The 19847-nt window shown below is 43.7% G+C and carries 15 protein-coding genes and 3 riboswitches; of the genes, 5 read left to right on the top strand and 10 right to left on the bottom strand.

The window, feature by feature from the left end:
- Positions 1-64 precede the first annotated feature (64 nt).
- From QZV86_RS10725 to QZV86_RS10690, 8 genes are all read right to left on the bottom strand, one after another.
- The gene (locus QZV86_RS10725) at positions 65-1327 is read right to left on the bottom strand and encodes a methane monooxygenase/ammonia monooxygenase subunit B (RefSeq protein WP_295627654.1); all 1263 of its coding nucleotides are present in this window, start codon (positions 1325-1327) and stop codon (positions 65-67) included.
- Positions 1327-2151: a methane monooxygenase/ammonia monooxygenase subunit A gene (locus QZV86_RS10720; protein ID WP_295627651.1), complete on the bottom strand. Its 825-nt coding sequence runs from the start codon at positions 2149-2151 to the stop codon at positions 1327-1329. The genes QZV86_RS10725 and QZV86_RS10720 overlap by 1 nt, the downstream gene beginning before the upstream one ends.
- Positions 2152-2345: 194 nt before the next feature.
- Complete coding sequence (locus tag QZV86_RS10715) at positions 2346-3167, bottom strand: methane monooxygenase/ammonia monooxygenase subunit C (RefSeq protein ID WP_295627648.1); 822 nt, start codon at positions 3165-3167, stop codon at positions 2346-2348.
- A gap of 344 nt (positions 3168-3511) precedes the next feature.
- On the bottom strand, positions 3512-3898 hold the full coding sequence (locus QZV86_RS10710) for a response regulator (RefSeq protein ID WP_295627645.1): 387 nt from the start codon (positions 3896-3898) through the stop codon (positions 3512-3514).
- Positions 3899-4027: 129 nt separating this feature from the next.
- Positions 4028-5485: a potassium transporter TrkG gene (locus QZV86_RS10705; RefSeq protein ID WP_295627642.1), complete on the bottom strand. Its 1458-nt coding sequence runs from the start codon at positions 5483-5485 to the stop codon at positions 4028-4030.
- An 11-nt stretch (positions 5486-5496) separates the two neighbouring features.
- Positions 5497-6948 (bottom strand): Trk system potassium transporter TrkA, encoded by a 1452-nt coding sequence (gene trkA / locus QZV86_RS10700; protein WP_295627639.1) that lies wholly within the window; start codon positions 6946-6948, stop codon positions 5497-5499.
- A 4-nt stretch (positions 6949-6952) separates the two neighbouring features.
- A complete protein-coding gene (locus QZV86_RS10695; RefSeq protein ID WP_295627636.1) occupies positions 6953-7741 on the bottom strand; it encodes an inositol monophosphatase in 789 nt (262 codons plus the stop codon).
- A complete protein-coding gene (locus QZV86_RS10690) occupies positions 7741-8301 on the bottom strand; it encodes a thioredoxin family protein (protein WP_292920840.1) in 561 nt (186 codons plus the stop codon). Before QZV86_RS10690 ends, QZV86_RS10695 begins: the two co-directional genes overlap by 1 nt.
- 167 nt (positions 8302-8468) lie before the next feature.
- On the opposite strand from QZV86_RS10690, the gene QZV86_RS10685 reads away from it, so the two are divergent.
- From QZV86_RS10685 to QZV86_RS10665, 5 genes are all read left to right on the top strand, one after another.
- The gene (locus QZV86_RS10685; RefSeq protein WP_295627632.1) at positions 8469-9215 is read left to right on the top strand and encodes a 16S rRNA (uracil(1498)-N(3))-methyltransferase; all 747 of its coding nucleotides are present in this window, start codon (positions 8469-8471) and stop codon (positions 9213-9215) included.
- A 2-nt stretch (positions 9216-9217) separates the two neighbouring features.
- A complete protein-coding gene (gene argA, locus QZV86_RS10680; protein WP_295627657.1) occupies positions 9218-10576 on the top strand; it encodes an amino-acid N-acetyltransferase in 1359 nt (452 codons plus the stop codon).
- Between the two features lie 104 nt (positions 10577-10680).
- On the top strand, positions 10681-10959 hold the full coding sequence (locus QZV86_RS10675; protein WP_295627627.1) for an oxidative damage protection protein: 279 nt from the start codon (positions 10681-10683) through the stop codon (positions 10957-10959).
- Positions 10960-11053: 94 nt separating this feature from the next.
- On the top strand, positions 11054-13009 hold the full coding sequence (locus tag QZV86_RS10670) for a CRTAC1 family protein (protein WP_295627623.1): 1956 nt from the start codon (positions 11054-11056) through the stop codon (positions 13007-13009).
- Between the two features lie 666 nt (positions 13010-13675).
- Positions 13676-16117: an ATP-binding protein gene (locus tag QZV86_RS10665; RefSeq protein ID WP_295627620.1), complete on the top strand. Its 2442-nt coding sequence runs from the start codon at positions 13676-13678 to the stop codon at positions 16115-16117.
- A 205-nt stretch (positions 16118-16322) separates the two neighbouring features.
- Here the strand turns inward: QZV86_RS10665 and QZV86_RS10660 are convergent, their stop codons facing one another.
- Positions 16323-17489 (bottom strand): glycoside hydrolase, encoded by a 1167-nt coding sequence (locus tag QZV86_RS10660; protein WP_295627617.1) that lies wholly within the window; start codon positions 17487-17489, stop codon positions 16323-16325.
- A gap of 107 nt (positions 17490-17596) precedes the next feature.
- A riboswitch (cyclic di-GMP riboswitch) is annotated at positions 17597-17683 on the bottom strand.
- A 156-nt stretch (positions 17684-17839) separates the two neighbouring features.
- Positions 17840-17926, bottom strand: a riboswitch (cyclic di-GMP riboswitch).
- Between the two features lie 183 nt (positions 17927-18109).
- The gene (locus QZV86_RS10655) at positions 18110-19270 is read right to left on the bottom strand and encodes a glycoside hydrolase (protein WP_295627614.1); all 1161 of its coding nucleotides are present in this window, start codon (positions 19268-19270) and stop codon (positions 18110-18112) included.
- Positions 19271-19376: 106 nt separating this feature from the next.
- Positions 19377-19464, bottom strand: a riboswitch (cyclic di-GMP riboswitch).
- Between the last annotated feature and the right edge of the window lie 383 nt (positions 19465-19847).

Below are 19847 nucleotides of genomic sequence, written 5' to 3'. Positions count from 1 at the left end.
AAAAAAACCGGCACACCGGCTGTCTTGCGACAGTGGTGTACCGGTGTATTGATGCTATACCAGCTTATAGCTTGGTAAAGACTGGAATTACCGCACCAGCAATACTGTTAATATAACGATTGCCGTCATCATCCCATGTCATCAGTAAGCCACCAAAGCGACTTTCCGGATCACCCAACAGAGCCATCAAACGTTGTACTTCCCACAACGCATCTTTGGCTTCCATCTTAATTTCACGGGTTTCTCCAGGCTCAATCCCTCTGTCGTCATCCATTGTCAAACCAGTAGCTACCAGTTCTTTTGGATAATCAGGATCCAGATGCTTCTGACCCAGTGGGTTTACAAAACGAACACCCGCTGTGGTGAATTCTCCGATGTTAACCGTTGAATCGCCATTGTTGGTGATGTCCATAGTTACACGTAACGCACGTCCAGGAACGTCATAGTTAGCATGTGTTACCTTGATCGCAACTGGATTCGGTGCAATCGGCATCGGCTCTACTTTAGATTCACCCGCTTGGATCGGTATGGTGTAAGGATGTACGCTCTCTGTATAACGATAGCCTCCCCACACAATCGCACAAGTCAGTATCGCCATTGCCATACCGAATTTCCTGTCCGCTGGTGATGTCAATAATTCGTCACCATACGCCAACAATACACGACTACGTGGCAAAAACATCGGTTTCGCTACAAAGTAACCAATCCAGAAAACACCTAGACCCGTCCATAAAATGTGCCAGAATATACCATTGCTGAAGTTAAACGTTTCCGAATCAATGGTTTTACCTGTCAACGTGGTCAAAGGATTGGTGAAGTCATCCCAGCTGCCTGAAATGTTCATCCAAGCTGCCGGTCCTGCAATAGGTCCCGCATCTTTTACGTTCACCATCGCATGCATGTGATGGCGGCCTGGAATACGCGCTTTCAGTATCACTTCAAATTCATAGTCACGACCAATGATCAATGGGCCTGATATGAATGTCGGTTCGCCATTCAACTTGGTGCTTAAACGTACAAACACCGGGCTTGGGCTACCAACGTTAAAGAATGCACGCTCAGGCTTACCTACCGCACGTGGCCAATCTTCTGCCAAATGAAATTTCCCTGTCATGCTCGCAAGATCATTTACTTTGGTGACTTTGGGTTGCCATTTCAGGTCATACCATTGAATACTACGCATACGAAGAAATGGTTCTTGTGAACGTTCACCGTGTGCCACCGCTGTCTTAACATCTACTGTCAGCGTCAGCGCCAGTGAGGCCGCCCCTATCGCTGCTCCATACAGGCCTAATACGCCCAGTTTAAAAATGCTTTTTATATTCATTATTTAATCCCCTGTGCAAAGCCTTTTTCACCAAATGCTGTTACGTCGTTCTTCATAGAAATACGTCCTCTTTCTCCTTTAACATAGAAGAAAGCGGTACAGTATAACTTGCCAAAGTACCACCATACGCAGAACATCAGCATGGATACAAAGGCTGAGAAGAATGCCGCAATCACCGTGGTGTGACCACCAAAGGTACGCAATGACCCTTGCTCAATCAGCCGCACGTATTCCGGTGTACCTGTACGTACATACAGAAAACCTGTGTAATCAGCTACTGACAGTAATACACCTTCTACAACCAACGGTAAGTGGGTCGGGCCAAAAATAGGCCAGTTGCCTGGATAGAAAAATAATCCAAAAAATCCACCACCTAACAGTGCGGTTATCAGCCAGTTACCCGTCAATAACAAAATTGTGTCCAACATCAGCGCACCAGGAATCATGGTTGATGGCAGTACAAAGTTGATCGGATAGTGTGACCACCAGTAAAAACCCCAGTAACGCGTCAGCCATTCACCTACTAACAGGCATACGATACATAGTGTCGCGCCAAATGGCAGGCGATAATTTACCCACAGATAATACATCAGGGCTGCACAGTACATGATACCTACAATCGGTGTTACTACTGGCCACCATTGACGGTCTTTCCAGTCAAGCCAGAAATCCCAGTCTCCTGCCAGCAGCATGAAGTGCATGTGATATGTTCCCACCAAAAGAATACAGAGAATTGGAAAATACACTGCATCTATATATCTGGACATCTTGACCGCTTCCGGCGGCATCTTTGCTGCCGCTATAATTTCGTCTGTTCTACTCACTAGACTCTCCCTTCATTTCGTGTGATATTAAATATGAAAACTTGACGATACACTTCCCTTACTACTTCTTCTTATCGTCAGCCTTACAGGCTTGTTCCCATTATAGTAACTTAGTTGAGATTCTTTACCTTCCCCCACCTTATTCCTGGCAGGAGAAGATAGTTTCATCCGAATTAAGAAACGATACTGTTTGTTTAGATAACTTTATCTGGAACGACACGATTGTTCAGAATATCTCTGCTTGCGTTGTTCCAGGTTACATCAGTCAGGTTAGAGTAACGGGTGATAATCTGTGCTGCAATACCACCTGAAAATAAACCTGCCCAGCCCAGAATCACAAAACCCCAGTGCAAGGGCGCGCTAAACAGTTCTTCCATAAACCAGAATGCATGTCCCCATTCATTCAATCCAACGTTCGGCAGAATCATCAATGGGCCTGCAATCGCCATTACCAACGGAAATGATGTGCCACGACTATACAGTGGCAAACGGGTCATCGCGTACAGGTATGATGCTATACCGCAGACAATGTACATCGGGAATGAGCCATAAAACACCACCACGTGACTTGGCGTAAAGCTTGTGTCACGTATAATCACTTGGTGCCAGGATGCATCTTGTTCGGTAAAGAAACTACCGCCCCAGTAAACACCAAACAAATATACACCCAGCCACATCATCCAGTAAAAATAACGTTTGATCTCAAGCTTGGTGTCCAGATTGTCCAGCTGTTCCTTGGTGTCACGGGTCTTCAGTATCCAGCCCCACGTTACCAACGCAAACAAAGGCATCAGAGTCATGTGCACGCGCCACAGTCCCATCCATACCTTGTCAAATTCCGGCTCCATCGAGTCCATACCGTGTGAATATGCAAATGTCCTTTGGTACCAAATCCAAAATATCGCTACCAAAAGCATCGTTAACATGCCTATCTTGTAATATTTCGAGTCATACCACAGCGACATGTCATAGTTGGCGCTCGCTGCGCCGCTAGTTGTGCCATAGGTTGTTGCCATGTTTCTACCTCCTAACTGTTAATCAAAACTACTTCTCGTTCTTCTCTTATACCGCCCTTGATACTTCTTAATACTAATTAATTAGTACTTCTATATTCGGTAGCCAAAACCTTCCTCTAACTTCTACTATTTCTTCCCTACTTTTAGCTACACCTCTCAGGCTAGTCGACCTTGGGGTTCAAAGTCAAGTCATTTGTCATAAAATTACCTTCCTCTTTAAAAGGACTTTTACTAACATTCTGCTCAATTTCATTCTTATACAAACGCTAACCACTATAATTCAATGCGGATGTGCAAATATTAGCCCTTATTGCTAAACCCTAAACTCCCCAGCGATCGGTGTATCACGCGATATAATTTCGTATTATGCTAAATAAACCGTCAGCGGTAAATGGTTTTGTCAGGTAACTATTAGATCCCGCCATTCTTCCTCGAGCTTTATCAAATAAACCATCTTTACTAGATAACATAATGACAGGAATTGACTGATATATTGGATTTTTTTTAATTAGCATACATGTTTGATAGCCATCCAATCGCGGCATCGTGATATCCACAAAAATAATATCCGGATAATTATCTACAATTTTTGACATTGCCTCAAAACCATTCTCCGCTAGAATAACTTCACATCCAAATGGCTTTAAGAAAATTTCAGCGCTCCTCCGAATCGTACTACTATCATCAATAATCATAACCTTAATACCTTTCAAAACATCGGTATTATTCATGCAAGCTCCTCATGATTACTAAGCAAACCTTGTAAACAGTATAATATTAGTCATTTCTGCTATTAGGTGTTTATACTGCTCAAAAATAAATTATCACTGCCCATAGTTTTTCAGTCAGTAAATAAAACCTCACTTCCTCCAGAAAGCAGGCACAAAAATAGCTAGTACTGTAAAAAACTCCAGTCTACCCAAAAGCATAGCAAAACTGCATATCCATGTTTGAAGATCTGTCAGCGATGCATAAGTCGTTGCTGGCCCAATACCCCCAAGACCTGGGCCAAGATTATTAATACAGGCCACTGCTGCTGAGAAAGATGTAACAGCATCTAACCCACTTAATGTTAATGCCAATGCCATTAATACAATGCTTGCTGAGTAGATAAATAAAAACACAAGCACCGCAAAAATAACTCGATTAGCCAGTACGCTCCGACCTATCTTAGCTGGAATAACTGCATTGGGATGCATGATCGCAATGATTTCGCGATATACCTGCTGATACAATATGCGCGCACGGATCATTTTAATGCCGCCGCCGGTAGAGCCTGAGGAAGTACAAAAACCAGATAAAAACAACATCCACAATGGAGCAAACATCGGCCATAAGCTGTAATCGGCATTACTGTAACCAGTAGTCGTTGCAACTGAAACCACATTAAAAGCAGCATAGCGCAATGCCATCAGCGGCTCGGCAAAGACATTGTTAATCCATAGATAAAATGCTAATCCAAGACAGCTGAACAAAATAATCGTCGCATACCAACCCACCTCGGAGTCATAGCGATAAGAAATTAAACTTTTTGCCCGCCAAGCCAGAAAATGTGTTGCAAAGTTTATCCCCGCAATCAACATAAAGATGATTGCAACTGACTCTATAAGCGGCGAATCCCAATAACCATAGCTGGCATCATGAGATGAAAATCCGCCTAAGCCTAAAGTCGTAAAAGCGTGCATAACAGCGTCGAACCAATCCATACCGGCCCATTTGTAGGCGACAGCACATATCAAGGTCAGACTTGCGTAGATCGACCACAGCCCTTTAGCTGTCTCTGCAATACGCGGAGTTAGCTTACTCTCCTTCATAGGTCCGGGTATTTCAGCATTTAGTAACTGCCGACCGCCGACCCCCAATAATGGCAAAATCGCAACTGCCAAAACGATCAAGCCCATTCCTCCAAGCCAAACCATTTCACCGCGCCATAAATTGATAGACGGTGGCAGATTATCCAATCCAGACAATACCGTGCCACCAGTCGCTGTTAATCCGGAAACTGCCTCAAAATAAGCCATACTAAGATTGAGTTCCGACAAGTAAAATAGCAATGGCAACATAGCAAAAGCCGGCAATACTGTCCAAACCAACACAACCAGCAGGAAACCGTCTTTTATTTGTAGTTCACGATGATAGCGGCGTGTCACCAGCCACAGGATCAAACCACTACTCAAAGTAATTAAAATGGATTCTTCAAAGACTAACTGCGCGCCATCGTTGCCCCACAATGCCAATCCAAGAGGAATAAGCATTGTCAATCCAAATACCGATATCATCTTACCCAGTACATTTACAACAGTGAAAAGTCGATTCATGTGATCTTGGGCTACAGAAAACCAACGCTAACCTGAAACAGTTTTTCTACTTCACGAATCATCTTTCTATTGACCACGAATAAAATCACGTGATCCTCTGATTCAATGATCGTGTCATGATGTGCGATAATGACTTTGATTCCACTGTTTAATTCGCGAGTTATTTCATCTTGCTCCAATGTCGAGTTCCCACCGAACAGTCCTTCCGATTTAGGCAGACCACGCACGATAGCCCCTATTGTCGCGCCTTTTGGCAACTTAATCTCATCTATTCTACGCCCAACCACATTAGATGATCTAGCATCGCCATGCGCCACCAATTCTAGTGCCTCCGCCGCACCGCGACGCAAGCTATGTACAGCGGCAACATCACCATGCCGGACGTAAGCCAATAATGAACCGATCGTGACTTGCGCAGGAGAGATAGCGATATCTATCCCGCTACTTTGTACCAAATCGACATAAGCGCGACGATTAATCAGCGCAATGACTTTGTGTGCTCCCATGCGCTTTGCCAATAATGCTGACATGATATTGTCTTCATCATCATTTGTAAGCGCGCAGAACATATCCATCTCGGCAATATTTTCATCGTCCAGTAAAGTTTCATCCGTCACATCGCCGTGCAATACCAGCGCATTACTCAACTCCCTCGCCAAACGCTCACAGGCCTGATGATTTCGCTCAATTATCTTGACCTGATAATCTTTTTCCAGTGTTAAGCCAAGTCGCCTGCCAATTTTTCCACCACCGGCTATCATCACATATTCGACCGGCTTATCCATTTTGCGCAGCTCTCGCATCACAGCCCGAATATCTTCAGTAGCAGCAATAAAGAATACTTCATCTTCCGCTTCAATCACGGTATCCCCCTCGGGAATAATCGGTCGATCTTTGCGAAAAATAGCTGCAACACGTGAATCTACATTAGGAACATGCTTCCGTAATTCCTGTAATTGTTGCCCAACCAGAGATCCACCTTTTAATGCACGCACGGCAACCAGACTTACTTTTCCCGATGCAAAATCGAGCACTTGCAGCGCCTCGGGAAATTCAATCAGATTCTCAATATACTCTGTCAGAATTTGTTCCGGACTAATGGCAAAATCAACGCAAAAATTCTCGCTTGAGAAAATTTCTGGATATGCCGAATACTCAGTCGATCGAATCCGCGCAATTTTAGTAGGCGTGTTAAATAAAGTAGCCGCCAATTTACACGCCACCAAATTGGTCTCATCGTGCCTGGTCACCGCCAACACCATATCTGCATCATTTGCACCGGCATTGACTAAAACAGAAGGATGCGAAGCATTGCCAACTACGGTACGCAAATCTAAACGATCTTGCAAAAATGCCAAACGCTGTGGATCAATGTCAACCATGGTAATGTCATTAGCTTCACTCACCAAACTTTCAGCAACTGTTGAACCAACCTGGCCCGCGCCCAGAATAATAATTTTCAATTACCTATTCCTTCCGATTCTCACGCACCCAATTGCGCCACTGCATAAATAACCCAGGATCCAATGCTGCTATCACAGATCGATGCCACGGCGAACCTGCCCAATAATCATCGTGCTCAAAACCACACATACTGCCGCCTGCCTCTTTGAGAATTAACGATCCAGCCGCATAATCCCAAGGCCTTTGTCCACCATGCAAATACAAATCAAAATAACCTGCAGCGGTATAACACCACTCCAGCGCACAAGCTCCATAGTTTCTCTGTGAGGCGAACGGCGGGTAAGCAGCCACTTTGGCTGCGAATCTTCGGTCAAGCCGCTTCAAATCAATATTTGCCATCGCGCTTGATAATGCAGGAACATATCGCTTGAGCGGCAACGCGACTCCATTCAAAAAAGCGCCTCCGCCTTGAGTTGCATAAAACATCTCATCCGTCACCGGATTATAAATCACGCCCAAAACGCCCTTTCCTTGCTCCATAAAAGCCACTGAAATCGCAAAATAAGGCAATCCATTAAAGAAATTGGAAGTACCGTCAATCGGATCAACACTCCACAAACCTGTATTGCCCTCAGTCCATTGCGCCTCCTGCTCCTGCTCGGTCATTTCCTCACCCATGGCAGCAGCTGGGCGAATTTTCCGCAACTTATCCAGTAAGGCATTTTGTGCCGCAACATCCGCCTCGGTAAAAAAACTACCATCTGCTTTAAGCTGACGGTCCACTCGCAGATAACGCGGCATAATGACTTGCTGAGCAACTTCCTTCACAGCCGTGATAACATTTTCTAGCACTATGCCTCCGAACGCCACTTGATTGAGCAACCAATGCTAGGAATTTGTTCTTCCGGGCCATGCCCGGTTTTGGCAACCTGCAACATGGCTTGAAACAAATCGCGACGAACATCTGCGGGCGACGCCTCTTTGCGCGAGGCATCTAGGCGTCCGCGATATTGCAGCTGCAGCTGATTATTGAAACCAAAAAAATCGGGAGTACAAACTGCCCCATATTGCTTGGCTATTTCCTGGGTTTCATCCCAGACATAAGGAAAAGGATAATTTAGCTGTTTCGCAATCAAGGCCATATTTTCAAAAGAATCCTCTGGGTAGTCTGCGGGATCATTCGACATGATCGCGATAGCATTCACACCATGGAGCTTCAGCTCATTGACATCGCGAATAATACGATCCTGTATCGCCTTGACATATGGACAATGATTACAAATGAACATCACTAGCAGCCCGTTCTCACCTTTAGCGGAAACTAGGTTATAACGCTTGCCGTCGACACCCGGCAAATCAAAATCGATAGCTTTCCAACCAAAATCACACACCGGTGTTTCCAAACTTGCCATATGCCTTCTCCCACTCTTGATAATATTGCAAAAATTACTTTTCCAGCTTGTTGCCTTTAAAATCTATATGCCGGTCAAATAATGCTGATTCATAACATGTTATATTATCATGAGTCCATTTATTGAATTTGCCACTTGCTCCGCCACTTGCCTAAACCCAGCCCATCATGCATGCACGCTTTTATCATCCCGAGGAAATTGTTGTTGGAAAAATCATCGAATTATCAGCTGAAAATAAACATCATGCAGCGCGTGTGCTACGACTGAAGAATGGCGACCCAATTACGTTATTTAACGGTCTTGGCGGAGAATTCTCTGCACATATTGAAGCGCTCAAAAAATCTAGCGCCACGGTAATGATCGATGCCTATCACGACATAGATCGGGAGTCATTGTTGTCTATTGAGCTCGCCCAAGCCATCTGCGTCAACGAAAAAATGGACTGGATCATACAAAAATCAGTAGAACTCGGCATAACTCGTATTCAACCAGTTTTCACTGCACGCTGCATCGTGCATTTATCCGACGAGCGCTCTTCAAGACGCCTCCAGCACTGGAAAAAAATCATCATCTCCGCCTGTGAACAATGTGGTAGAAACCATTTACCGCAAATACTCCCGTTAATTTCTCTATGGGATTGGTTGAATCAAAAGAAAGCCATACGTTCCGCGCATGATCTGCATTTCATGCTATCCACCAAAGCCACAGAAGGTTTAAAAAACACCCCTAAACCACCTGCCACTGCCAATATAGCACTTGCGATCGGACCTGAAGGGGGATTTACACCAGAAGAAGAAACGGCTATTTTACATTCCGAATTCATTCCACTGCGCCTAGGAAAACGCATACTGCGCACCGAAAGTGCAGCTTTAGCAACTGTTGCAGCGATGCAGGTACTCTGGGGAGATTATTGATGATGACTTCCAATAATAAAATAGATTCCATGATTGAATTTGTTTCCTGGTTTCGCTCAGTCGCACCTTATATCCATGCATTCCGTGACAAAATTTTCGTCCTCGGTTTTGGTGGTGAAATGATCACCGATGCAAAATTTGTTCATTTCATTCACGACATCAACTTACTTGCCAGTCTAGGTGTCCGATTGGTACTAGTGCATGGTGCACGCCCACAAATTCAACTGCGTCTAGATGAATCACAATTGGAAACCCAAACAGTCATGGGCATACGAGTAACTGACCCCGCAGCATTGCAATGCGCAAAAGAAGCCGTAGGACGCGCGCATCATGAAATTGCTGCCCTGCTGTCGATGGGGTTACCCAATTCACCAATGGCCAATGCGGCTATTCGTGTCGCCAGCGGGAATTTTGTCACCGCATGCCCGCATGGCATTATACAAGGCGTTGACCTGATGCACACTGGAAAGGTGCGCAAGATCAACACACAAGCGATTCATTCGCGTTTAGAGCAAGGAGATGTAACGCTGATTTCACCATTAGGCTACTCACCAACTGGCGAAATCTTCAATTTGACAATGGAAAATGTAGCGACGGAAGTCGCAATAGCACTCAATGCCGAGAAACTAATTTTTTTGTTGGATACCGTGGGTTTCAGATTCTCAGAAACCGATACACTAAGAACGCTACCACGTGAATTCACTGTCGCGGAAAGCAAATTATTCTTAGAAAATAAAATCCCTGGAACAATGCCATTAATATCGGATACGCTCCGGTCATCACTACAATCGGCCACCAGAGCCTGTGAAATGGGTGTGACACGCACGCATCTGATCAATCGTGGCAACGATGGCGCCATCCTACAAGAACTTTTCACGCACCATGGCATCGGTACAATGATCTCGCAAGAAACACTTCACGCGCTCAGAAAAGCTAAAATTGAAGATGTTGGCGGTATCTTGCAGTTGATTGAACCATTGGAAACCGAAGGCATTCTAGTCAGGCGCGGCCGTGAATTACTGGAAATTGAAATCGACCGTTTTACAGTGCTGGAACATGATGGCATCATGTTGGGTTGTGCAGCTCTATATCCATTTCCCGAGGAACATGCCTGCGAACTTGCTTGCCTGGCAATCCATCCGGATTATCGCGATCAAGGACGCGGCAGCCATCTGCTCAAACATATCGAAAAAAAAGCTATCTCTCAAGGTATCGATATCTTATTTGTACTTACTACACATGCGACACACTGGTTTATTGAGCACGGCTTTAGCGAAATCACAACCGCCGAATTACCACAAGCCAAACAGAATTTATATAACTATCAGCGCCGCTCGAAGGTATTAGTTAAATACTTGTAGCTTTACCATGCATATATGCACTGATGGTTTATTCGATGAAATGAACATCTCATAATGACAGTTTTTTCTTTTTGAGCATCTTTTTTGATTGATCTGGAGCACAAATGACAAGAATAGTAAAATGCATCAAACTGGGCCGTGAAGCCGAAGGCCTGGATTTCCAAACCTACCCCGGAGAATTGGGCAAGCGCATCTTTGAAAATGTTTCCAAAGATGCATGGCATCAATGGATAGAACACCAAACTATGCTAGTCAACGAAAATCGCTTAAATCTCTCAGACGCAAAAGCGCGCAAATACTTGGCCGAGCAATTGGAAGCGCATTTCTTTGGCTCGGGCGCAGAACAGCCAGCCGGTTATATTCCCTCTAATCACAAATCATGAATTCCGACAATGCATTCATAGGTTCTTACAAAAAATTCAAATCTAAGTTTTCATATTACAATACTATATAATCATCTCCAAGTGGGTATAATACATGAGTAAGTTACTAAGAATAATGCTCTATTTTTCTGTTGTTTTTTTTCTCGGACACATCCAAACATTAAGCGCTGAAATTGCATTTGAGGATCAAACTAAATCGGCGGGTTTCACAACTTCTCTTTACACAGGCTACGGTTCAGCTTGGGGCGACTTTGATGGTGACGGCTGGCTCGACATCTGGATCGGCAACCATACGACGCGACCACAATTGTACATAAACAATGGTGATGGCACCTTCAGTGAAAGGCTGGGGGAATTCTGGGAGGGAGATCCCTTACGCGACGCTCATGGCGGCGCTTGGGCTGATTTTGACAATGATGGTGATCAGGATCTCATAGAACTTTACGGAAACCGGGGAGGTATTGCTGCTGACGATAAGGCGTTTTACGTTAACCATATGGGTAGGCTAACCAATAAAGCTGCAATACTTGGACTGGAAGATAGTTTTGGACGTGGGCGGACACCACTGTGGCTGGACTGGAATAATGATGGTCTTTTGGATCTTTACATGACCAATGTGAAACGTCCATTTGACGATCTAGGACCTAGCCGATTGATGTTGCAGCAAAAGGATGGAACTTTCAGCCCTGTTCCCGGCATGACAAAAAAGACTATCGGAGAGTTTACCCAATTGGCTTACTTCGATTCGGCTGTACACTTGTTAACATCCGGTTGGATATTTTACCCTCAGGAGCTATATCGACTAGGGAGCACTAAACCTTTGCCCATACCTAAAACATCTCGCCATCAATTTAGATACTTGCAGGATGTAGCAGTTGCAGACTTTGATGGGGATCTTGAAGATGATCTATTAGTTTTGCAGGCCCCGACAGTTAGCTCGTGGATACTTAACAAAAAAACCCGCCGTCAAGTTCTTGTCGATACACATGGAATGTCGTCAATAGAAAAAGGAAGCCTGAATTTTTGGTTCAATGGACCAACCAAATTGTCTATCCAAATTTATGGCGCATTTGATCCTTGGACTCCGAGCATGATACATGCCGGTAAATCTGGCATTCAGGTGGCAGAGCTTGTTCCCGAGGTTGTCGACGGCGAGAAACGGTATACTGTCCAATTGACATTGGATTCTGCCAATCCTGACATGATCGGCATCGTGAACTCGAAACTGCAGGCGTCACCAGGCATTTATATAGGATGGATACCGAGTATCAGAGAATGGAGAGTTAAGATTCAAGGAGCAGATAATTTTCGAGCAAAATTTGTATCAATCGATAGTATATTTGAGAAAGTTGCTTCAGATGGACGTGAATTCTGGACCAAAGATCTTGGTAGTAAACTGGTAATGCTATCCCGACGCGAAGGTGAGTTTATTGTTGCTGAAAACTTTGGATATGACTTAGCAGATTCATGTCGTTCGATCGCTGTCGGTGACTTCGACAATGACATGGATCTCGATATCTATATTACATGCGCTAATGGGCTTCGCAATAGACACAATATCTTGCTCGAAAATATTGGTGGGACATTTATACCTGTGTTCAATGCAGGCGGAGCAGGCACCATAAATATTGGCAACGGCGGAAGGGTCAGCATGGCCGACTACGACAATGATGGTTATCTCGACCTGCTAGTTACCGACGGAGGAAGACTTGAATATCCATTTAATTACGGACGTCAATTTCTCTTGCGTAACAAGGGCGGAAGTAATCATTGGCTAAAAATTGATCTTGTGGGTTGCCAATCTAATCGCGATGGTATCGGTGCGCGTGTGATAGTCACGGCCGGCGGAATCAAGCAAGCTCGCCTGCAAGCAGGGGGTATGCGCAATGGTGTTCAAGATGATCGTCGACTTCATTTTGGCCTGGCAAAAAATTTAATTGCCGAATCGATAACTGTGGAATGGCCTTCAGGGATTCACACGAACCTTACAGAACTTGCTGCTAACAAGATTCACGTAGTTCAGGAAGATTCAGGATGCGCACGTCCGTAATTTAGACCATAAGCAAGCATACCTAAACGCCCCTGAAGTACTCACAATCACTTGAAATAGATCGTCTAGGTACTTACTCCCGCAATCACCATTTCGACCGAAAACGTTACATTTTCATGTAATTACTGGTCGAAACAGTGATTAAAAGTACTAAGACAGCAGTACGATTCACCAGCTCAATTTGTTTAGAGCAGACATACTGATACAGCTTGACTCCACTGATCCAGTGCTGAAACTTGCATCAGCGATAACTTGACATGAACTTACCACAACCTTCTCGATTCACTACACGAAATCGACATGTGCACCGAGTAAGTCGATTCAATTGATGGTTGTAATTATTGATACCGCTATGTATGGGAAGAACATCATCCAGCCTAGCGACCGAAAACTGACGATCAAAGTCCCTCAATTTTTTGAGCATAAGCACGGCCATTATTGTACCCATTATCGCTCACTTTAATCGAATTACCGAATAGCAAAAACTATAATATTCTCAAATCTTTTGATGGAAAAATATCAAGATGCCAGAATATATCTCTATTAACATCCACTCAGTAAAACTACTCCCCCAATAACAATTGACAAAGATTCTTCAGTCCCTATTAAATAGGTACAATACGAGAAATTTGCGAAACATTATCGTCCTCGGATCATTATTCCAATATGTCGACTCACGTGCTAGATCCATCCCAATTACGTATTACCATCAACCCGGATTCATTGGGATTTTCAGATACTTCGGAATTATTGCAACGCCCGTTATCCTGGATTGGACAAGAACGAGCAGAAGTAGCCGCGCGCTTTGGTTTAGGTATGATGCAGCCGGATTATCATTTATTTGTTCTAGGAGAAGCAGGATCGGGACGCACCACTTTACTGCATCAAGCGATGATTGCCGCAGCAGCCGAAAGGCATTCTTCACCAGACTTGTGCTTTCTGCACAATTTTATCGCACCAGAGAAACCGTTGGCCTTGCACTTACCTTCTGGACAAGGTCGAGTGCTGCGTCAGTTACTGCTGCGACTGGCAAAATCGTTGCCAACTGGCATCGCACAGTGCTTGAGCGGACAGGATTTCAAGCTTAACAGTAATCACATCGAGAAGAAGTTTAAAATAGCAACCGATCAAGCCTACACCAAGCTGGATAAGTATGCTGAATCTCTGCATTTCACCATACACCGTGAAAACGAGCAGATTGTTTTTACTTTGCTGGACGAAAAGAACGAGATTCTCACAGCAGAAAATTTATTAAAGTTGCCCAAGGCACGCAGGATCGAAATAGAGCAAGCCGAGCGGGCATTGCGTGAAGCGATTGCACAATATCTTGATGAATTAAAACAGATAGAAAAAGAAAGAAATAGCGAATTGGCCGCATTGCAACGACGTCTTGTACAACCCTTATTGAGTCTTGAATCAAAAAAAATCCAAAAAGAGTTACAACAGCAGTTAAGGCACAACAAACGGCTGAAAACTTTTTTTGCGCAAATGGAATTAGATATCCTCGACAATCTGATGCTGTTTGAAGCGGATAATATTGAGGAAGAAAAGCAGCAGACAGAACTAAATCGGATTTTCTCCCGCTATCAGATCAATTTGGTAGTGGATAATGCAGATGTACAGGGTGCACCGGTTCTTATTGAAGACAATCCTTCCACATATGCATTGTTTGGCGGCATCGATTATCAATTCGAAAATGGCAAGCTAAAAACCGATTTTATGCGCATTCGTGCCGGTAGCTTGCTAAAGGCTCATGGCGGGTTTCTTATGTTGCACCTCGATGATTTACTAACCGATGATTCATTATGGATAAGATTGCGACGATTCTTGCGTAGTAAGCGGCTACAAATCGAAGAACCAGGATCGGCATTGACTTCCAATACGCCCGTGTCCCTTGAGCCCGAATCGGTGGAAGTGAATGTCAAAATTATTCTGATCGGATCGCGTGACGAATATTACGATTTGCAAGAAATCGATCCAGAGTTTATGCGACGATTCAGGGTGAAAGTTGATTTTGCCGCAAGCTTTATCGCCAGCACAAAAACTTATCAAGCGTCGGCTGTACTCGTAGCAAATGTCTGTGCTGTTGCGCAACTACCACATTTCTCGGCGGCTTCGGTCGCCCGTTTGCTTGAAGAGTCGCACCGAGAAGTGGAGGACCAAAAGCGTCAAAGCGCTATTTTCGCACGCATTGAGATGCTGCTGCTGGAAAGCGCCACATTTTGCAATGCACGTCACGGCCGAATAGTAGAAGTAGTCGATATTTCAGCAGCGCTTCAAGCACGTATACTGCGTCATAATTATCCTGACTTACGTTTACAGGAAAGTATTCTTGAAAACGAAATCGCTATTACAGTGCAGGGGACGGAAGTGGGTCAACTTAACGCACTGACGCAGATTGATTTGGGCGATCACAGTTTTGGCACCTCGATACGTATCACCGCACGCGCATTCGCGGGAGAGGACGGGGTACTCAATATTGCCCGCGAAGTGGATATGTCTGGCCCGATTCATGATAAGGGCATGTTGATATTACAAAACTACCTGACTGGATTATTTGCCCATATTGCACCGCTTGCACTTAGTGCATCTATTGTGTTTGAGCAGGAATACACCAGCATCGAAGGGGACTCTGCGTCTTGTGCAGAATTTTATGCACTGCTGTCGTCGCTATCAGATGTGCCGCTAAAACAGAGTATTGCCGTGACAGGCGCTCTAAATCAATATGGCGAAGTCTTGCCGGTTGGAGGCATCAATGACAAGATTGAAGGTTACTTCAAACTGTGCGATAAAATGGGGTTAACCGGCGAACAAGGAGTGTTGATTCCCCATCAGAACCGATCACACCTAATGCTGGATCGCCCAGTTATTGAAGCCGTAGAACAAGGTTTATTTACAATCCATACGATGCAGCATGTTACTCAGGGGTTGGCATTATTGACCGGATTACCGACAGGTGTTAGTACAGAAGGTACAACAAATGGCTATTCTTCCGATACGGTTCTGGGTTATGCACAAAAAACACTGTTGACTTTCCGCCGTGCTTGTCAATTGTTACAACATCCTAGAAACGAACATCGACGCCTACCGACACGGCCGGGTAAATGATAGTAAACCAGGCTATGTTTTTTATTCCGCACCCTCATCGCATCAGTTACTAAAGCTTAAGGAGCATGGGTTTGCAATGATTATCATTAAAAAAACCAGCATCTATCTTGCTTGACTCAAAACGATGATCTTCGCAAAGCTCGGGGAGACGAGAGGCCTATGCTTTTACAGTATAGGCCTCTCGTGAATTTATCAAAAAAGACTACTAGTCAGTACAAGACGAATAGGCTGTTGGACATACTGGATTCAATCCACCAGCTGGATCGCTTCTTTGCTCAACCCAGTTTAATACTTCCAGTACCTGATCGTTGTATTCTGGAATCCGTGACCAAAAAATGTAGTTGGCGTGCAAGGTATCGCGGGCAAAAACCAGAATATCTGAAACAGTAGGTGCATAACCTGTTCCATCATTTCTCGTATTCTCATAATTTTTTCGCATAACCTGCGGTGCCATAGCCATCATGCCAGAAAAATCTGAATAGTAATTATAAATTCCCTGGTAGGGATCATACTGGGTAGCTTTAAAATTCAAACTTTTTTCGTCCTGAAAAGTATCTGGACCGCTCAGTGTTGCTCCCATATCCCTAAGCTGGGTTACGAGTGAATTGAGAACTGGGCGCGGGTAATTTACTTCCTGAATCGTCATTGTATTGGGAAAGAATAAGCGCATCTTCTGATTCACCTGAATCATATTCACATAAAATTCATCCGCTTGAGCACTGGATATCGGCTCAAGAGGCTGCCCCATAGCGCTTTCAATCATACCGATACCCTCAAAGTTAGGATGTGAATTGTAGCGCGCTCCCAGTACCTTAAATAAAGCGATCAAACGATCCCTCACTTGGGGATTCCACAACTTAATGTTGTATCCTCTAATAGTGGTTGAGCCGTAATCAGAAAAAGGGAACTGCCCATTCTCAAATGCAGCGCTTTTTAAATAGTCCGGCACGAGTTTCCAATTCGGATCAAATGATTTCGTTTGTACTTGAATAACAAGACGTTTATTCCTCGCAGTCAGTTCAGCGAGGCGTTTATCAATGGATGAAAAGTCATACACACCTTTTGATTTCTCAAGATCTGCCCATAAGTAACGCATTTGTATTCCACGTAACGCTGGTGTTGCTTTGAGTTCACTATATACCTCGGATAGGTATTTAGAATTGTTATTGCCCCAGCTCATTATTGTATAGTAATGCCCTGGGTGCCATTTGACTGCAGTAGGATCCGTTGTTGCTGCTGACACGTTCAATGGAGCTAAAACCATACTTACGATGAACATTAGCGTCGTTATTAAGATATGTGTTTGTTTAATTCTTGTGTTATTGGCATGTGTTACCGAATTGATAGCCAATAATTGATCATTGGTTTTCATAAATAATTCCTCCTTAAAGTTTAAGGTAGGAACTGCATGGATACGCGCTGAAGTTTTATTACTTGAGACTCGCCTTTCCTCATGTGTGAGTAAAACGAATTGCGTTATCTGGCAGTCCTGCCATCCTGGGGCATTTGCCCTTTAGATCAGTGACTTTGCGTCCCCTGCTTTCGCAGAGTTTGCCTTTTTCAAATTGCGACACAGGATTGTGTCTGTCGCTACTGTGGAATAATGTTCATTTGACTCCTCCTTTTAATTTAGTTAAAAGGCAGGAACTGCGTAGATACGCTCTGAAGTTTTATTACTTGAGACTCGCCTTTCCTCATGTGTGAGTAAAACGAGTTGCGTTACCTGGCGGCCCTGCCATCCTGGGGCATTTACCCTTTAGATCAGTGACTTTGCGTCCCCTGCTTTCACAGGGTTTGCCTTTTTCATATTTCAATACTTAATTGTTACTACCACAACCCTAAATAGGTTCCCATATCTGAAAAGCTCTTGTTTAAAATACAAAACACATTGGTTATATATAAGAAATTTAGCATTTCCGACTATTACTTCCTATCTACAATGCAGCGTCCTAACATTATAAAAATCCATTGAATTTATTGAAAATATCATTTCTAGTTCACGCAAGATGAATAAGCCACCGGACAAGCAGGACTCAAACCGCCTGCAGGAAAATTCTTTTGCGCCTTTTGATTTAACACTTCCAATACCTGCATGTAATGTGCTTCCCGTGTCCAAAAGATATAATTCGCCTCTAATTTATCTCGCGCAAAAGCCAGAATCTGAGAAATAGTTGGCACATAACCGCTTCCATCACCTTTCGTATTTTTATAGTTCTTTGGCATAACAGTGGGAACCATAGGTATCATGCCAGAGAAATCTGAATAGTAATTATAAATTCCTTGGTGAGGATCATACTGCGTTGCTTCAAAAAGTAACCCTTTTTCTTCAATAAATAGATCCGGACTACTCAATGCCGTCCCGATATTCTTAAGGCTGCCTACGAATGATGTGAGAATTGGACGCGGATAATTTACCTCCTGAATCGTCATTGTATTGGGGAAAAACTGACGCATTTTCTGATGCACAACAATCTTGTTGTCATAGAAGCCATTAATCTGAGCGTTTGAAACTGGCTCAATAGGCTGTCCAAAAGCAGTTTCTATCATACCGATACCCTCAAAATTAGGATGTGAGTTGTACCGTTCGCCCATTGCCCTGAATAAAGCAATCAAGCGGCTTCGCACTTGGAAATTCCACAATTTGATATTACGCCCTCTTATTTCTGTACTGCCATAATCAGTAGTGTAAAATTCCCCGCCTTCATATTCAGCTGTCTTCATATAAGTTGGCACAACTTGTCTTTTATTGAAAGATTTTGTTTGCACCTGAATAACAAGACGCTTTCCTATGGCGGATAATTCAGCGAGACGTTTATCGATGGATGAAAAATCATACACACCTTTTGCTTTTTCCAGATCATTCCAGAAATAACGAATCATCATTCCATTCAATGCGGGCGTTGCATCAAGCTCGCTATATACTTGTGACAAGTAAGTAGCATTATTTTTGCTGGAACCCTTTATTATGTAATAGTGCCCCGGATGCCATTTAACGGCCGTAGGATCCGCTGTTGCCGCTACTACGTTCAAGGGTACTAAAATCATACTGACAATAAATAATAGTGCGGCTACTAAAATATGTGCTGGCCTAATGCTCGTGCCGATAGTTAGTATTTTCGAATTAATAATCAATAATTTATTATTGGTTTTCATAAGTAATTCCTCCTTAAAGTTTCAAGAAAGGAACTGCATGGATACGCTCTGAAGTTTTATTACTCGTGACCTGTCACTGCATACGTGAGTGAAACAAGTGGCGTTGCCTGGCAGTCCTGCTATCATTGGGATATGCTCCCTTTAGATCAGTGACTTTGCGCCCTCTGCTTTCGCAGAGTTTGCCCTTTTTACTGCAATACTAATTAAGCACAAACTGTGCCACAATTTAATTTTTCACGATGTGTACCGCACTTTTAATAACAATGGATGTTATACAAATAGTGCTATAGTGGGAAATCCGGAGGATAAAAACTTTACGCGGTAACAAGACATTATTTCTATAAGATACGATTCTTTCTAATAATAGATCACATAAAATGACACTTCTTGTCACATCTAGACAAAAAAGAATAGAGTAATTCCCCCTTATTTCATAAACAGAGAAAGAACTTTGCACGGTTAGAGTCATTTTCAGGTGCGGATGATGATGTAATAATGTTCTGAATCATATTGTTGAATTAGTTGATATGAGTTTTTCGGAGTTTGATGTCACCCGCCGCACCCGCAAAGGAAACTT

The sequence above is a fragment of the uncultured Nitrosomonas sp. genome, assembly GCF_902826915.1.
In the GTDB taxonomy this organism is placed as follows: domain Bacteria; phylum Pseudomonadota; class Gammaproteobacteria; order Burkholderiales; family Nitrosomonadaceae; genus Nitrosomonas.
Note: the sequence above shows the minus strand (reverse complement) of the source record. Positions and strands in the feature narration are given on the sequence as shown.

What these genes read in the sequence shown, in the direction of transcription:
- QZV86_RS10725 (WP_295627654.1), bottom strand. Translation starts at nt 1,327, where the DNA reads ATGAATATAAAAAGCATTTTTAAACTGGGCGTATTAGGCCTGTATGGA.
- QZV86_RS10715 (WP_295627648.1), bottom strand. Translation starts at nt 3,167, where the DNA reads ATGGCAACAACCTATGGCACAACTAGCGGCGCAGCGAGCGCCAACTAT.
- QZV86_RS10710 (WP_295627645.1), bottom strand. Translation starts at nt 3,898, where the DNA reads ATGAATAATACCGATGTTTTGAAAGGTATTAAGGTTATGATTATTGAT.
- QZV86_RS10705 (WP_295627642.1), bottom strand. Translation starts at nt 5,485, where the DNA reads ATGAATCGACTTTTCACTGTTGTAAATGTACTGGGTAAGATGATATCG.
- QZV86_RS10690 (WP_292920840.1), bottom strand. Translation starts at nt 8,301, where the DNA reads ATGGCAAGTTTGGAAACACCGGTGTGTGATTTTGGTTGGAAAGCTATC.
- QZV86_RS10685 (WP_295627632.1), top strand. Translation starts at nt 8,469, where the DNA reads ATGCATGCACGCTTTTATCATCCCGAGGAAATTGTTGTTGGAAAAATC.
- argA (WP_295627657.1), top strand. Translation starts at nt 9,218, where the DNA reads ATGACTTCCAATAATAAAATAGATTCCATGATTGAATTTGTTTCCTGG.
- QZV86_RS10675 (WP_295627627.1), top strand. Translation starts at nt 10,681, where the DNA reads ATGACAAGAATAGTAAAATGCATCAAACTGGGCCGTGAAGCCGAAGGC.
- QZV86_RS10670 (WP_295627623.1), top strand. Translation starts at nt 11,054, where the DNA reads ATGAGTAAGTTACTAAGAATAATGCTCTATTTTTCTGTTGTTTTTTTT.
- QZV86_RS10665 (WP_295627620.1), top strand. Translation starts at nt 13,676, where the DNA reads ATGTCGACTCACGTGCTAGATCCATCCCAATTACGTATTACCATCAAC.
- QZV86_RS10660 (WP_295627617.1), bottom strand. Translation starts at nt 17,489, where the DNA reads ATGAAAACCAATGATCAATTATTGGCTATCAATTCGGTAACACATGCC.
- QZV86_RS10655 (WP_295627614.1), bottom strand. Translation starts at nt 19,270, where the DNA reads ATGAAAACCAATAATAAATTATTGATTATTAATTCGAAAATACTAACT.